The sequence below is a fragment of the Streptomyces sp. R302 genome (genome assembly GCF_012927245.1).
GTDB lineage: Bacteria > Actinomycetota > Actinomycetes > Streptomycetales > Streptomycetaceae > Streptomyces.
Genome location: NZ_JABBGE010000006.1, coordinates 299,114 through 314,535, shown reverse-complemented (window position 1 = coordinate 314,535; position 15,422 = coordinate 299,114). Strand labels below are relative to the sequence as shown.

General features: G+C 74.3%; 13 protein-coding genes and 1 pseudogene. 7 read left to right on the top strand and 7 right to left on the bottom strand.

The genetic code is table 11. From position 1 onward, the window contains the following. Nucleotides 1-29: 29 nt before the first annotated feature. Nucleotides 30-287: pseudogene (locus HHL19_RS20555) on the bottom strand (LacI family transcriptional regulator); the annotation flags it as partial. 208 nt (nt 288-495) lie between these two features. Between HHL19_RS20555 and HHL19_RS20550 the strand changes: the two are divergent. Further along, entirely contained in the window at nt 496-804 is a 309-nt protein-coding gene (locus tag HHL19_RS20550) for an antibiotic biosynthesis monooxygenase (protein ID WP_169091705.1), read from the top strand. A 120-nt stretch (nt 805-924) separates the two neighbouring features. Here HHL19_RS20550 and HHL19_RS20545 read toward each other — a convergent pair whose 3' ends face one another. From HHL19_RS20545 to HHL19_RS20535, 3 genes are all read right to left on the bottom strand, one after another. Then, entirely contained in the window at nt 925-1,866 is a 942-nt protein-coding gene (locus HHL19_RS20545; protein ID WP_169091703.1) for a hypothetical protein, read from the bottom strand. Nucleotides 1,867-1,978: 112 nt separating this feature from the next. Further along, nucleotides 1,979-2,944 (bottom strand): alcohol dehydrogenase catalytic domain-containing protein, encoded by a 966-nt coding sequence (locus tag HHL19_RS20540; protein ID WP_169091972.1) that lies wholly within the window; start codon nt 2,942-2,944, stop codon nt 1,979-1,981. 53 nt (nt 2,945-2,997) lie between these two features. Next, on the bottom strand, nt 2,998-4,152 hold the full coding sequence (locus HHL19_RS20535) for a mandelate racemase/muconate lactonizing enzyme family protein (protein ID WP_169091971.1): 1,155 nt from the start codon (nt 4,150-4,152) through the stop codon (nt 2,998-3,000). Nucleotides 4,153-4,353: 201 nt separating this feature from the next. On the opposite strand from HHL19_RS20535, the gene HHL19_RS20530 reads away from it, so the two are divergent. Beyond that, complete coding sequence (locus HHL19_RS20530) at nt 4,354-5,124, top strand: IclR family transcriptional regulator (protein ID WP_169091701.1); 771 nt, start codon at nt 4,354-4,356, stop codon at nt 5,122-5,124. Nucleotides 5,125-5,560: 436 nt separating this feature from the next. Here HHL19_RS20530 and HHL19_RS20525 read toward each other — a convergent pair whose 3' ends face one another. Further along, on the bottom strand, nt 5,561-6,817 hold the full coding sequence (locus tag HHL19_RS20525; protein WP_169091699.1) for an ROK family protein: 1,257 nt from the start codon (nt 6,815-6,817) through the stop codon (nt 5,561-5,563). A gap of 151 nt (nt 6,818-6,968) precedes the next feature. Between HHL19_RS20525 and HHL19_RS20520 the strand changes: the two genes are divergently transcribed. From HHL19_RS20520 to dgoD, 5 genes are read left to right on the top strand one after another with little or no spacing between them, the layout of a single operon-like run. Next, entirely contained in the window at nt 6,969-7,877 is a 909-nt protein-coding gene (locus HHL19_RS20520) for an SMP-30/gluconolactonase/LRE family protein (RefSeq protein WP_169091697.1), read from the top strand. Between the two features lie 20 nt (nt 7,878-7,897). Further along, nucleotides 7,898-8,539 (top strand): bifunctional 4-hydroxy-2-oxoglutarate aldolase/2-dehydro-3-deoxy-phosphogluconate aldolase, encoded by a 642-nt coding sequence (locus HHL19_RS20515; protein ID WP_169091695.1) that lies wholly within the window; start codon nt 7,898-7,900, stop codon nt 8,537-8,539. After that, nucleotides 8,536-9,519, top strand: coding sequence for a sugar kinase (locus tag HHL19_RS20510; protein WP_169091693.1), 984 nt, complete (start codon nt 8,536-8,538; stop codon nt 9,517-9,519). Before HHL19_RS20515 ends, HHL19_RS20510 begins: the two co-directional genes overlap by 4 nt. A 26-nt stretch (nt 9,520-9,545) precedes the next feature. Then, nucleotides 9,546-10,298: an SDR family oxidoreductase gene (locus HHL19_RS20505; protein WP_169091691.1), complete on the top strand. Its 753-nt coding sequence runs from the start codon at nt 9,546-9,548 to the stop codon at nt 10,296-10,298. 24 nt (nt 10,299-10,322) lie between these two features. Then, a complete protein-coding gene (gene dgoD, locus HHL19_RS20500; protein WP_169091689.1) occupies nt 10,323-11,468 on the top strand; it encodes a galactonate dehydratase in 1,146 nt (381 codons plus the stop codon). Between the two features lie 58 nt (nt 11,469-11,526). On the opposite strand, the gene HHL19_RS20495 is transcribed toward dgoD, so the two are convergent. Both HHL19_RS20495 and HHL19_RS20490 read right to left on the bottom strand, forming a co-directional pair. Then, nucleotides 11,527-13,107 carry an arabinogalactan endo-1,4-beta-galactosidase gene (locus tag HHL19_RS20495; protein WP_169091687.1) on the bottom strand — a complete coding sequence of 527 codons (1,581 nt, stop codon included), beginning with the start codon at nt 13,105-13,107 and terminating at the stop codon, nt 11,527-11,529. Nucleotides 13,108-13,257: 150 nt separating this feature from the next. Continuing rightward, complete coding sequence (locus tag HHL19_RS20490) at nt 13,258-15,279, bottom strand: beta-galactosidase (RefSeq protein ID WP_169091685.1); 2,022 nt, start codon at nt 15,277-15,279, stop codon at nt 13,258-13,260. Nucleotides 15,280-15,422 lie beyond the last annotated feature (143 nt).

The window sequence follows — 15,422 nt, the reverse complement described above, 5'->3', positions numbered from 1 at the left end:
CCCGAACTCTCCCGCACCGTCAGCACCGGGGCGAGCAGCGGCTCCACCGTCGTCTCGTTCGGCACTACGAAGGCGCTGACCGCCGGGCGCTCGTCGAGGATCCGGGCGAGCACCCCGGCGACCGCGATCTCCCGGTGCCCGAGCCCGGCCAGGTGGTCCACGCAGAGCGCCCCGGCGGCGAAGTCCAGGTCCACGCAGTTCAGTCCGGCCGGGCCAGCGGGCAGTCCGACGAGGACGGCCGGCGGCGCGGCCCCCCGCAGCACCGGCAGCTATCCGTCGTCGAGCTGTGGCCCCGGCGCGCGGCTGGTAGCCGAGCTGTTCGATGCCGGCCCGCACGCGCCGCCGGCGACGCGAGATCGAAGCGCTTCGACGCGGTGCTTGTGAGGGGGAGTTCACCCGTGAGCGGACCGAACTGTTCAGTCTTGACAGTGAACCGGTCGGTGTAGTTCCTTCGTGCGAAGCATATGACGAGGCATATGACGAGGGGGTCGGCGGATGTTCGCGGTGGTGTACCGGTGGCGGGTGAGGCCCGGCCGGGAGCAGCAGCTCATGGACGGCTGGCACCGGGTGACCGTGGCCATCCACGAGGAGTGCGGGAGCTACGGCTCCCGGCTCCACCGGGCCGACGACGGCACCTGGGTGGCGTACGCCCGCTGGCCCGACCGGGAGACCCGGGAGAAGTGCGGGACGCCCGACCCCGAGGGCGAGGCGATGATGCGCGAGGCCATCGTGGAGTACTACCCCGAGACCCGCCTCACCCTCGTCGACGACCTCCTCGCCGAACCGGAGGCCGTGGCCGGCTGACGGCCGGGGCCGGTCAGGCGGCACCGGAGGGCAGCAGCTCCGCGGCGAGGAAGGCCCCCGCGAGGGCGCTGCCCGTCGATCCGAGGCCGATCACGGTGACCCTGGAGCAGATCGAGCGGCTCAGTCCGTGACCGGGAAGCGGGCCAGCGGGCCCGGGTCGTGGGAGCCGGGCGGGGACATGGCGGGGGCGCCGTGCCGGGCCAGCTGGTCGAGCACGAGGCGCCCCCGGCGCACCCGTTCGCGCGCCGTGGCGAGCGCGTGCTCGCGCAGATGGGCCCCGTAGGGATAGATGCCCGCGGCCCGGCTCAGGCCGAACTTCAGGTACAAGGGCGCGGCGCGGCGCACCAGTTCGGCGACCTCGTGCAGGCGCACATAGCCGCCCAGGTCGTCCGGGGACTCCACGTACAGGTCCATCGGCGCGCGGCTGACCCGGCGGATCTCGGTGAGGTGGGCCGTCGTCAGATCCGACGGCACGTTGAGGGAGTCGGCGCCGAGCCGCTCGTACACGGCGTACGACGCGGGGTTCACCGGGCCGACGAGGGCCGACACCTTGAACCGCGTCGCCGCCGGAAGGACTCCCGCGGTACGGAGCCGGTGCAGCACCCAGAGCACGCCCTCGTCCGCCACGAGCAGCGACCGCACCCCGAGCCCGGTCGCCCGCAGGGCGTCCTCGACGCACCCCGCGAGCGCGGCGTGACCCCGGGCGCGCGGACCCGCGCCGCCCGAGTCGGTACGGGTCGCCGCCCCTGTGTCCCAGGTGCCGCGCGGGCCCGTGAACAGGCAGAGCTCCACGGCCCGTTCGGCGCAGGCCGCCACCATCTCGGTGATCTCGGCGTCGGTGAGCATCCACACGCCGCTGCCCTGACTCACCCGGTGCACCGGCACGTCGAGCCGCGCGCTCTCCGCGAGGACCGCCTCCAGCGCCTCCGGCCCCTCCACGGACGGCACCTCGGTGCGCCACCGGCCGCCGTCCGGGAAGGCGTGCGGGGAGGCGTCGGCCGGATCGGGCGGCGGGGCGGGGTGGCCGACGAGGCGGAGGGCTTCGGTTCCCGGATGGAGCATCGGAACTCCTCTGTTCGGTGGGTCGGGCGTCGTGCGGAGATGCGGAGATGCGGAGGTGAGGCCACGAGGTCATGAGGACATACGCGTGCCGGCGGGGGCGTACGGCGGGCGGTCAGGGCCGCAGCAGGACCTTGCCGACCGCCGGGTCGCCGCCGCCGACCAGGGCCAGCGCCTCGGCGAAGCCGTCGAGCGGGAACTCGTGGGTGATCAGCGGCGCCGGGGCCAGCACCCCGGTCGCGAAGGCCCGCACCGCCTCCGCCCACGCCGCCGAGGAGGCGCCGAAGACGCTCCGCAGCTCCAGCTGGCTCACCGACAGGTGCACCGGATCGATGCCCGTGGCGCCCTCCGCGAACATCCCGGTGAGCACCACCCGGCCGCCGCGGCGGGCCAGCAGACACGACGAGGCGGCCGTCGGCGGCGCCCCGGCCGTCTCCACCACCAGGTCGAACTCCCCGTGCGCGCCGGTGGCCGCCGCCGGATCCAGGGCGCGGGTCGCGCCGAAGTCCAGGGCCCGGGCCGCGCGGGCCGCGCGCGGGTCGACCGCGGCCAGTTCGGCGGGGGAGTGGGCGGCCAGCCACTGCACGGCGAGCAGCCCCAGCGTGCCGGCGCCCACGACCGCGATCCGCTCCCCGGGGCGGGGCCGCCCGGCCCGTACCGCCGCGGCGACCACCGCCGCGGGTTCGAGCAGCGCCGCCGCCCGCAGGTCCGCGCCCTCCGGCAGGAGGTGCAGGAGCGGGGCGGGCACGAGCAGCCGGTCGGCGAAGGCGCCCGGTTCGGTGAAGCCGGTCTCCGCGTACCCGGCCGTGCACAGGCTCGTCTCGCCGGACCGGCACCGCTCGCAGGTCCCGCAGCGGCGGAATCCCTCGGCGACGCACGGCCGGCCGAGCAGCGCCGGGTCCACGCCGGGGCCGACCGCCTCGACGGTGCCCGACCACTCGTGCCCCGGCACCACCGGGTAGCGCACGAAGCCGGGCGTCCGCCTCCCCTCGTACAACTCCCGGTCGCTGAGGCAGATCCCGGCGGCGGCGACCCGCACCAGGACTTCACCCGGACCGGGTTCGGGGCGGGGGCGGAGCATCAGGCGGTGCGCACCCGGCCGTTCGACGAGCACGGCACGGTCTCTTCCGCCTCTCACTTCGGCCGCCTCTGCTCCCAACCGTCGGCCCACAGGTCGAACCTGGCCTGCTGCTGCGGGAACGCGGCCGCCGCGTCCACGTCGAGCTCGACGCCGAGGCCGGGGGCGTACGAGACAGTGAAGCAGCCGGTCTCCGGGTCGATCTCCGGGGCCCCGCGCACGACCTTCTTGATCTCCGCGTCGGCGAAGTCGTTGAAGTGCTCCAGGATCTTGAAGTTCGGTGTGCAGGCGGCAAGTTGGAGGGAGGCGGCGGTGAGGACCGAACCGCCGACGTTGTGCGGGGCGACGGTCACGTAGTGGGTCTCGGCGGTCGCGGCGAGCTTGCGGGCCTCCAGGATGCCGCCGATGTGCCCCACGTCCGGCTGGATGACGTCGGCGGCCTGGGACTCGAACAGTTCCCGGAACTCGATCCGGTCGTGGATCCGCTCCCCGGTGGCGATCGGCAGCTCGGTCTTCCCGGCCACCTTGGCCAGCGCCTTCAGGTTCTCCGGCGGCACCGGCTCCTCCAGCCACGCCGGGCGGAACGGGGCCAGCTCGCGGGCGAGCCGGATCGCCGTCGCGGGGGAGAAGCGGCCGTGCATCTCCACCATGAGCTCGGTGTCCGGGCCGATGGCGTCCCGGACGGCCTCGACGAGCGAGATCGCGTACCGGGAGGCGGCCGGGTCGAGTTCGAGCCTGCCCGCGCCGAACGGGTCCAGCTTCAGGGCCCGGTAGCCGCGCGCCACGACCGCGCGGGCCGCCTCGTGGTAGCCCTCCGGCGTCCGCTCGGTCGTGTACCAGCCGTTCGCGTACGCGGGCACCCGCTCCGTCACCCGCCCGCCGAGCAGCTGCCAGACCGGCACGCCGAGCGCCTTGCCCTTGATGTCCCAGCAGGCCGTCTCGACGACCGCGATCCCGGACATCACGATCTCGCCCGCCCGCCCGAAGTCCCCGTACTTCATCCGCCGGACGAGGTCCTCGACCGCGAACGGGTCCGAGCCCGCGATGTGGTTCGCCTCCGCCTCGCGCAGATAGCCGAGCAGCGCGTCGGTGTGACCGAGCATCCGGGTCTCGCCGACGCCCGTCAGCCCCTCGTCCGTGTGCACCAGGACATAGGTGAGATTGCGCCAGGGAGTGCCGACGACATGAGTGGTGATGCCCGTGATGCGCACGGTGGATACTCCCGGGATGTTCGTCATGCCGAACAGCGTTCGGCGGTGTGGCGTGACCGTAGGCAGCGGCGCTCCGGGGCGTCAAGCGTCACGGAGGCCGCTCCGGGCCCGTTGCCCGGCTTCCGGTCCGGGGCTAGTCTCTGTCCGCGATTTCGGTCGCGGTACGGCATATCGAACGGCGCGAGGGTGAGGTGGGGGGCCATGGGACGACTCGTACCAGCGGTGACCAGGGCATTCGACATTCTGGAACTCTTCCTCCAGGGGGACGGCACGCTCTCCGCCCCCGAGATCACCCGCAGCCTCCAGCTGCCCCGCACCACCACCCACGAGCTGGTCTCCACGCTCGCCGCCCGCAATTACCTCGTCCCCGTGCCGGAACAGCCCGGCCGCTACCGGCTCGGGGTGCGCACGTACCAGCTCGGCAGCCGGTACGCCGAGCAGCTCGACCTCGCGGCGGAGGGGCGGCAGGTCGCCCACGAGATCGCCGAGACCTGCGGCGAGACCGTGCACGTGGCGCTCCTGGAGGACGCGGACGTCATCTACGTCGCCAAGGTGGACTCCACCCACGCCGTCCGCATGGTGTCGGCGGCCGGCCGGCGGCTCCCCGCCCACTGCACGGCCGTCGGCAAGATGCTCCTCGCAATGCTGCCGGCCGACGAGCTCGACGCGCTCCTCGACGGGCGCGAGCTGGCCCGCATGACCCCGAACAGCATCACGGACCCGGACGTGCTGCGCGCCGCGCTCGCCGAGATCGCCATCCTCGGCGTCGCCGTCGAACAGCGCGAGTCCAACCCCGACGTCTCCTGCGTCGCCGCCCCCGTCCGCGACCGCACCGGCCGCGTCGTCGCCGCGCTCTCCATCTCCGTCCCGGTCATCCGCTGGGACGAGGCCCGCGAGAACGAACTCACCGCCCTCGCCGTCCACGGCGCCACCGACCTCTCCACCCGCCTCGGCCACCGCGGCACGCGCTGACGCGCGGGCGGGTGGGGGTGAGGGCGAGGGTGCGGGTACGGGTGCCAGCGGAGGCACTGCCTTGCACTGCCCGCGCGCGCCCATGCGTGCGTACGCCGGCGCCGGCCCGCCCACCGGCCACGGCCGGAACGGGCCGAACGGCCCGCGCGCGAACACGGCGTGGCCCGCCGGCGTCAGCAGGCCCGCCGCCGCCGTCTTCGGCCGGCAGGCGCCGAACGACCCTCGCGCGCCCACGGTTCCGTACGCCGACGCCGACGCCGACGCCGACGCCGACGCCGACGCCGACGCCGACGCCGTCCCGCGCTCCCGCCGGGCCCCATGGCCGGCCGTGGGCGTCGGCCCGCGCACGGGCCGGGGCTCTGGTCGGGCCTCCGGCTGGGGACCGGGTCGTGGCTCGGGCCGTGGCTCGGGTCGGGGCCGCGGGCGGGGCTCGTGCTCAGCCACCGGCGGCTCCGCCGCCCTTCGTGGCCTTGCGCATGCGGCTGACCGGGCCGAAGACCTCGCGGTCGTCGAGGAAGCCCTCCAGGGCGAAGGTCGCCGCGCCCCGGGTCACGGGGTTGTGCGGGACGGCGCTGCGGCGCAGGGTGGCCGCCCGGTACGGCAGGGCGAGGGCGTGCCGGCCCACCGCCTCGTACGCCGCCGGGAGCAGCCGTTCGCCGAGCAGGTCGACGACCTGGTTGCCGACCACGACGACCTGCGGGTTGACCAGGTTCACGAGGTTCGCGACGGCCGCGCCGAGGTACCGGGCCGTGCGGTCCACCGCGGCCGCGGCCACCGGGTCGCCCGCGTCGGCCGCGCGGGCCAGCGCCGCGACCGTCGCCGCGTCGTCGGGCCCGGTCGCCCGCCCGTCGCCGGGGGCGAGCTCGCGCCAGGTCTCGGCGATCCCGCGCAGCGACACGTACGCCTCGACGCAGCCCCGGTTGCCGCAGGTGCAGAGCCGTCCGTCGAGGGCGAGGCAGGTGTGGCCCCACTCGCCCGCGCTGTTGGTGAAGCCGCGGTACAGCTGCCCGCCGATCGCGATGCCCGCGCCGACACCGGCGCGCAGCGTCAGCACCACCAGGTCGTCGACCTCGCGGCCCGCGCCGAACCACATCTCCGCGACCGTGCTGGCCCGCAGCGGGTTGTCGAGCCACAGCGGCAGCCCGAGCCGCTCGTCGAGCAGCGCCCGCAGCGGCACCTCGTGCCAGGACCAGTACGGCGAGAAGGACGAGACCCCGCCCTCGCGCTCGACCATGCCCGGCACGCTCACCCCCGCGCCGAGGATCCGCGCGCGGTCCGTCCCGGAGGCGGCGAGCAGCTCCTCCACGGCCCCGGCGAGCGTGTCGACGACGTCGGCGGGCCGTACGTCGCCCGGTGGCAGCGGCCGCTCCACGGAGTGCCGGACCGTCAGGGCCAGGTCGAACAGCTCGGCGTGGACGGAGGTCTCGGCGATGTCGACGCCGATCAGCGCGCCGCGCTCGGCGTTCACGGCGAGCCGTGCGCGCGGCCGTCCGCCGCCGGACTCCTCGTGCCCGGCCTCGACGAGGACCCCGGCCTCCAGGAGTTCGGCGGTGAGGTTGGCGACCGTCGCGAAGGAGAGGCCGGTGGCGGCGGCGACGTCCTGCCGGCTCATCGCGCCCGGGCCCGCGTAGACCCGGCGCAGCACCTCGAAGCGGTTGAGGCGGCGAATGTCCTGCGAGGTGCGCCTGATCATCTCTGCTGCCTCCGTCGGTGCGCGGTCATCACCCCCGGATCTTATTCGAAGGGTTGGAAGAAGACGTCCGGGGGTTATTTACAACCGTTAGACGAACCCGTAGTTTTTCCTCCGACCGTGCTGCCGTCCCCCCGCCCCCCGAGGAGAAGCGATGCTCCAGCTCAGCGCCGTGCCCTGCACCCCCGCACCCGGCCGGCTGCCCGAGGGCCCCGTCTGGGACGCCGCCCGCCGGGAACTCCTCTGGGTCGACATCACCGAGGGCCTCGTCCACCGCGCCGCCCTCACCCGGGAGGACGGCCGCACCGACGTCGTGCCGACCGCCGCCCTCCGCTTCGACCGCCCCGTGGGCGCGGCCGTCCCCTGCGCCTCCGGGGCCCTCCTCGTCGCCGCCGGCACCGCCTTCGTCCGCCTGGAGGACGGCCGGCCCCCGGCCGAGGCCGTCGCGCTCGCCGCGCCCGCCCTCCCCGACGACGGCGTCCCGCGCCGCCTGAACGACGCCTCCGTCGACCCCGCCGGACGCCTCCTCGGCGGCACCATGGCCTTCGACGAGCGGCCCGGCGCCGGCGCCCTCTACCGCCTCGACGGCGACGGCCTCACCACCCTCGTCGAGCCCGTCACCATCTCCAACGGCCTCGGCTGGAGCCCCGACGGCACCCTCCTCTACTACGCCGACAGCCCCACCCGCCGCGTCGACGTCTTCGACTACGCCCCCGCCACCGGCACCCTCTCCGGCCGCCGCCCCTTCGCCGTCCTCGACCGCGGCTACCCCGACGGCCTCACCGTCGACGCCGAGGGCAACGTCTGGGTCGCCGTCTGGGGCGGCGGCGAAGTCCTCGCGTTCACCCCCGGAGGCGCCCCGCACGCGCGCGTGGAGCTGCCCGCCTCCCACGTCACCAGCTGCGCCTTCGCCGGACCCGACCTCGACGTCCTCGTCATCACCACGGCCACCCACCACCTCCCCGAGGCCCGCCGCCGCGCCGAACCCGACGCCGGCCGCCTCTTCCTCTGCCGCCCCGGCGTCACGGGCCTGCCCGCCACCCCGTACGCCGACCACCAGTGACCCACCCTCAGGAACCCACCATGACCAGCCCGTACGAGGGGCTGCGCGCCGCCCTGGCCGCCGCCCCCGTCATCGCGATCCTCCGCTCCGCCTCCGCCTCCCGCTTCGCCGAGGTCACCGACACCCTCCTCGCCTCCGGCGTCCGCGCCGCCGAGTTCACCCTCACCACCCCCGGGGTCCTCGACGCGCTCCGCGAGTACGCCGCCGACGCCCCGCCCGGCCTCGCCCTCGGCGCCGGCACGGTCACCACCCCCACCGAGGCCCAGGCCGCCGTCGAAGCCGGCGCCACCTACCTCATCACCCCCGCCACCTGCACCGACGTCATCGCCGAGGCCGTCCGCCTCGACGTGCCGGTGCTGCCGGGCGCGTACACCCCGACCGAGATCCTCACCGCCTGGCGGGCCGGCGCGACCATGGTCAAGCTGTTCCCCGCCGCCACCGGCGGCCCCGCGTACCTCAAGGCCGTCCGCGCCCCGCTCCCCGACGTCCCGCTCGTCCCCACCGGCGGCATCGGCGCCGCCGACGCCCCCGCCTACCTCGCCGCCGGCGCCACCGCCCTCGGCATCGGCGGCCCCCTCGTCGGCGACGCCTGCGAGGGCGGCTCCCTCGCGGCCCTCACCGAGCGGGCGGCGGCCTTCCTGGACGGGATACGGCTCCGATGACGCACCCCGCACGCGCGCGTGGACCGGTCTCCGCATCCGCCCCGGCCCTGGTGACCCTCGGCGAGGCCATGGCCGTCGCCGCCGCCACCACCCCCGGACCGTTCGCCAACGGCGCCCCGCTGCGGCTCGGCTGGGCCGGCGCCGAGGCCACCGTCGCCGTCGGCGTCAGCAGGCTCGGCCACACCGCCGCCTGGACCGGGCGGGTCGGCGACGACGCGGCCGGCGCGATGATCCTGGCCGGACTGCGCGCCGAGGGCGTCGACGTCACCGGCGCTCGCACCGACCCCGACGCCCCCACCGGCCTGATGCTCCGCGAGCGCCGCACCGCCGACCGGCTCCGCGTCGGCTACTACCGGGCCGGCCTCGCCGGCTCCCGCCTCGCCCCCGGCGACCTCGACGAGGCCCGCATCACCGGCGCCCGGATCCTCCACGTCACCGGCATCACCCCCGCCCTGAGCGCCACCGCCCGCGCCGCCGTCGAGCACGCCGTGGCCCTCGCCCGGGCCGCCGGCGTCACCGTCTCCCTCGACGTCAACCACCGCGAGCGCCTGTGGAGCCGCGCCGAGGCCGCCGAGGTCCTCGGCCGCCTCCTCCCGTACACCGACCTGGTCTTCGCCGGCCCCGAGGAGGCCGCCCTCTTCGTCCCCGACGGCGAACCGGAGGAGATGGCCCGCGCCCTCACCCGGCTCGGCCCCGCCGAGGCCGTCCTCAAACTCGGCGCCGACGGCGCCCTGACCGTCACCGGAGGCGCCTTCCACATCCGGGCCGCGATCCCCGTCACCGCCGTCGACCCGGTCGGCGCGGGCGACGCCTTCGTCTCCGGCTACCTCGCTGCCCTCCTCGACGGCTCCCCGGTCCCGGAGCGGCTCCGGCTCGCCGCCCTCTGCGGCGCCTTCGCCGTCTCCGTCCCCGGCGACTGGGAGGGCATCCCGCACCGCACCGAACTCGGCCTGCTCGCCGCCCAGGACATCACCCGCTGAACCCCCCTTCCGAGAAAGCCCCTCCCATGAACCGTTTCTCCGGGCAGACCGCCGTCGTCACCGGCGCCGCCTCCGGAATCGGCGCGGCCAGCGCCGCCCGGCTGGCCCGCGAAGGCGCCGCCGTCGTCGTCGCCGACATCGCCGCGACCGCCGGCGAGGCCGTCGCCGCCCGCATCCGCGAGGACGGCGGCCGCGCCGCGTACATCAGGTGCGACGTCTCCTCCGAGGCCGACTGGACCGCGCTGCGCGAGGAGACCCACGAGCGCTTCGGCCCCGTCTCCGTCCTCCACAGCAACGCCTTCGTCCACACCCCGGCCGCCGCCCACGAACTCCCCGTCGACTCCTGGGACCGCGAGCTCGCCGTCAACCTGCGCTCCCTCTACCTCGCCGCCCGCACCTTCCTCGACGACCTGCGCGCCGCGGGCGGCAGCCTCGTCGCCACCTCCAGCGTCCACGCCGACTTCGGCCTCCCCGGCTACCCCGCCTACGCGGCCTCCAAGGGCGGCATGTGCGCGCTGATCCGCCAGTTCGCCGTCGAGTACGGCCCCGACGTGCGCTTCAACTCGGTGCTGCCCGGCCCGATCCTCACCGACGTCTGGAACGACGTCGACGAGGAGGGCCGCCGCCTCTCCGCCGACGCCACCGCCCTCGCCCGCCTCGGCCGCCCCGAGGAGGTCGCCGCCGCCGTCGCCTTCCTCGCCTCGGCCGACGCCGCCTACATCACCGGCACCAACCTCGTCGTCGACGGCGGCTGGACCGTCAAGAAGGACTCCAAGTGAAGGACCACCAGTGAAGGACCACCAGTGAAGATCACCTCCCTGAAGACGTACCTCGTCGCCCCCCGCTGGTGCTTCCTGCGGATCGACACCGACGAGGGCGTCACCGGCTGGGGCGAACCCGTCGTCGAGGGCCGCGCCCACACCGTCGCCGCCGCCGTCGACGAACTCTCCGACTACCTGATCGGGCAGGACCCGATGCGGATCGAGGACCACTGGCAGGTCCTCACCAAGGGCGGCTTCTACCGGGGCGGCCCGATCCTCTCCAGCGCCGTCGCCGGCATCGACCAGGCCCTGTGGGACATCAAGGGCAAGGCCCTCGGCGTCCCCGTCTGGGAACTCCTCGGCGGCCACGTCCGCGACCGCGTCCGCGTCTACAGCTGGATCGGCGGCGACCGCCCCGACGAGGTCGCGAGCGAGGCCCTGGCCCGCAAGGACGAGGGCTTCACCGCCATCAAGATGAACGCCTCCGCCCAGCTGAGGCTCATCGACACCCCCGCCGCCACCCAGGGCATCGTCGACCGGGTCGCCTCCATCCGCGAGGCCGTCGGCGACGCGTTCGACATCGCCATCGACTTCCACGGCCGGCTCACCCTCCCCATGGCCCGCCGGGTCCTGCCGCTCCTGGAGCCGTACCTCCCCTTCTTCGTGGAGGAGCCCGTCGTCCCCGAGCTGAGCGACCACATCGGCGAGATCGTCCGCGCCACCTCGATCCCCATCGCCACCGGCGAACGCCTCTACTCCCGCTGGGACTTCAAGAAGGTCCTCGGCCAGGGCATCGCCGTCGCCCAGCCCGACCTCTCGCACGCCGGCGGCATCTCCGAGACCCGCCGGATCGCCGCCATGGCGGAGGCGTACGACGTCTCCCTCGCCCCGCACTGCCCGCTCGGCCCGATCGCCCTCGCCTCCTGCCTCCAGGTCGGCTTCGCCACGCCCAACCTGCTCATCCAGGAACAGAGCCTCGGCATCCACTACAACACCGGCTCCGACCTCCTCGACTACCTCGTCGACCCCTCGGTCTTCCGGTACGAGGACGGGCACGTGGCCCTGCCCACCGGCCCCGGCCTCGGCATCCAGGTCGACGCGAAGGCCGTGGAACGGGCCGCCGAGACCGGACACCGCTGGCGCAACCCGGCCTGGCGCCGCGACGACGGCTCCCTGGCGGAGTGGTAGCACACGGATGAAGGGCCGGACTCCGTCGAGGAGTCCGGCCCTTCAGGGGCGGGCGGGCCTACCGGTGGGCGAACCAGCCCGCCGCCGGCAGCAGCCTGCTGTCGTAGCCGAACAGGGCCTGGTTCTCCCAGGCGTTGCCCGACGACGGGTCCGTCGGGTCCCAGCCGTTGCCGGTCACCGCGGTCCAGGCCGGCTCCCAGTAGACGACGCCGAGGCCCCGGCCGCTCGGGACGGCCTCCACCACGTTCATCACGTCACGCAGCCACGCCGACTGGCCCGCCGAGGACGCCGGGTAGCCCGAGACCAGCTCCGACGGCAGGTCGATGATGTTCTCGTGTGCGTCCTTGCTGTCCAGCCGGAAGGGGTACGCCGTCTCCGCGACCATCACCTTCTTGCCGTAACGGGCCGAGATGTCGTCCAGGTTGGCCTGGAGCGAGGACAGCGCCCCGTGCCAGTAGCCGTAGAAGGACAGCGCGATCACGTCGTAACTCACGCCCTGCGCCGTGGCGTTGTCGAACCACGTGCGGTACAGCGTGTTGTCGCCGCCGTTCGCCAGGTGCAGCGCGATCTGGGTCGACGACGACACCGCCTTCGCCGCCGAGATGCCGGAGTTCAGCAGCCCCGCGAGCTGCATCCAGTTGCTCGTCGACCCCTCGGGCCACAGCATGCCCGTGTTGATCTCGTTGCCGATCTGCACCATGTCGGCCGTGGTGCCCTGCGCCTTCAGCGCGTTGAGGACGTCGTACGTGTGGTTGTACACGTCCGTCTTCAGCTGCGTGTACGAGTGCCCCGCCCACGCCGCAGGCTTGGACTGGGCGCCCGGGTCGGCCCAGACGTCCGAGTAGTGGAAGTCCACCAGCAGCTTCATGCCCTGCGCCTTGATCCGCTTCGCGGTGGCGAGGACCTGCGCCTTGGTGTTGTAGCCGTCGGCCGGGTTCACCCACACCTTCAGGCGCCCGTAGTTGGCGCCCGCGCCCTTGAGGAGCGCGACCGGATCGCCGGCCGTCCCCGAGGCGTTCTTGTACGCGGCGCCGAAGTCCTCGTTCTTCTTCAGCGCGGACAGGTCCACGCCCTTCACGGTGAGCCCGGTCGAGCCCGAGGTGAAGGCCAGGTCGTCCACGTTGAGCCAATTGCCCGCGTTGGCATCGGAGTTGATGCTGACGGTGCAGCCGCCGCCGACCACCCTGACCGAGGTCACGACCCGTATCCAGGAACTGGTGGTCACCGGCAGGTCGGTGCGCTGCTCGGCGGACCCGCAGTTGCGCAGGGCGAGATACGCGGAGTTCTGACCGCCGCCGGAACGCACCCAGGCGCTCAGCGTGTACGTGCCGTCGGCGAGCCCGCTGAGGTACTGGTACGTCTCGACCTTGTACGCGGACGACGACCAGTGCGAGAGGCGGTAGCCGCCGCTGCGGCCGCCGGCCTCCGTGAACGAGGCGGCGTTCTGCCCGGCCGCGGAGTACGTCGACCAGCCGGACGGCGTCGCCGTACCGGTGCCGTCGGCCTCGAAGCCGGTGTTGGTGAGCGTGCTCGCGGCCACGGCCTGCTGCGCGGGCAGCGGGGCGAGCAGCAGCCCCGCGCCGAGCGCGGTGGCGAGAGCGGCGGAACGAAGCCGGAACCGGCCTCTGGTGGTACGCATCGTCGAGTCCCTTCGACGGTGACGGACGGGGGAGTGGTGGTGCGGTGGCGCTGTTCCTCGGGGACGGGGACCGGGGTGGTACGGCTCGCCCGGGGGCGGCGCAGCGGGTGCGGGCCGCCCCCGGGGAGATCGGGGGGGAGAGAGCGGTCGTCAGCCGTCGAGGCGGACGACCCGGACACCGCCCGCAGGGACGGTGAGGGTGCCGTGCACCTCGCCGCCGGCGAGCAGCTCCGTGCCGCCGCCGTCCAGCGGCACCTTCGCCTCCTCGGCGGTGTGGTTGAGGACGAAGACGTAGTGGCCGTGGGCGCCGGCGCGGCGGACGACCTCCACGTCGCGCGGGAGCGCGGGGCGGCTCGGCACGCCGGCGTCCTCCGCGGCCGCCGCCACGATCGCGTCCAGCGAGGCCGCGTCCAGGCGGGTGGAGACGTACCAGGCGGTGCCGCGCCCGAGCCGGTGCCGGGTGACGGCGGGCCCGCCGGCGGCGGGGCCGTCCGCGTACGTCCACACGGTCTCGGCGCCGCGCGGGCGGACGAACTCGGTCCACACGTCGCCGGTGAGCGCCGCGCCGCCGGGGCCGGCGAGGCCGACCCGCTCGTGGTCGAGGAGCGGCGACCACTCGTCGACGGTCAGCCCGAGGACGTCCCGCAGGGCGCCCGGGTAGGCGCCGGGGTGGACGGCGTCGTGCTCGTCGACGATCCCGGAGAAGTACGAGACGACGAGCGTGCCGCCGTTCTCCACGTACTCCCGCAGGTTCTGACCGGCCGCCTCCGTCATCAGGTACAGCGCGGGGACGACGACCAGCGGGTAGGCGGACAGGTCGGCCTCGGGGTGCGCGAAGTCCACCGTGAGGTGCCGGTCGTAGAGGGTCTCGTAGAAGCTGTCGGCGCGCTCGCGGGCGTCGTGCGCCTCGTTCGGCCGCCACTCCAGCTTCTGCGCCCACCAGGACTGCCAGTCCCACAGCATCGCCACGTCCGGGACGGTCCGGCTGCCCCGGACCTCCTCCAACGCGCCCAGGTCCGCGCCCAGTTCGACGACCTCGCGCCAGATCCGGGTGTCGGTGCCGCCGTGCGGGACCATCGCCGAGTGGAACTTCTCGGCGCCGCGCCGGCCCTGCCGCCACTGGAAGAACATGGCGCCCTCGGAGCCGCGGGCCACGTGCGCGAGGGAGTTGCGGGCCATCTCGCCGGGCCGCTTCGCCGGGTTGCGCGGCTGCCAGTTGACGCCCGAGGTGGAGTGCTCCAGGAGCAGCCAGGGCGCGCCGCCGGCGACGGAGCGGGTGAGGTCGGCGGCCATCGCGAGGTTGACGTGGGTGCGGCGGCCGTCGGTGATCAGGTAGTGGTCGTTGGTGACGAGGTCGACCTCGCGGCCCCACGCCCAGTAGTCGATCGAGTCGCACTGGCTGAGCGCGGTCATGAAGTTGGTGGTCACCGGGATCCCCGGGGACAGCTCGTGGAGGATGTCCCGCTCCGCGCGGAAGTTCTCGCGGATGGTGGCGTCGGCGAAGCGCCGGTAGTCCAGCTGCTGGGCCGGGTTGCCGACGGTCGGGGTGGTGCGGGGCGGCAGGATCTCCTCGTACGAGCCGTACCGCTGGCCCCAGAAGGCGGTGCCCCACGCCTCGTTCACGGCCTCGACGGAGCCGTACGTGCGGTCCAGCCAGCGCCGGAAGTGCGCGGCGCAGCCGTCGCAGTAGCAGGCGCTGACGGGGACGCCGTACTCGTTGTGGACGTGCCAGAGCGCGAGCGCCGGGTGGCCGGCGTAGCGGCGGGCCAGTTCGGTGGTGATCCGGGCGGCGGACTCCCGGTAGGCGGGGGAGCTGTGGCAGATCGCCCCGCGCGAGCCGTACGCGAGGCGGACGCCGTCCGGGGTGACGGGCAGCGCCTCGGGGTGGGCGCGGTAGAACCAGGCGGGCGGGGCGACCGTCGGGGTGCCGAGGTCGACGCGGACGCCGTGGGCGTGCAGCAGGTCGAGGACCCGGTCGAGCCAGCCGAAGTCGTACCGGCCCGGCTCGGGCTCCAGGAGCGCCCAGGAGAAGATCCCGACGCTCACCATGGTGACGCCGGCCTCCCGCATCAGCCGCACGTCCTCCTGCCAGACGCTTTCCGGCCATTGTTCGGGGTTGTAGTCCCCGCCGAACGCGAGCCGGGTCAGGCCCTTGGGGGTCGTGGCAGACATGAGTCTCTCCTGAGCACCTGTGAAACGGAAGGGGGTGTTCGATCGCCGCAGCTGTGAACGTACACACATCAGATTTCGAAGTGGCAACGCAACATAACCGCACAGGAACAACCATTGACAAGTGTCCGGAACGTTTCTCTACT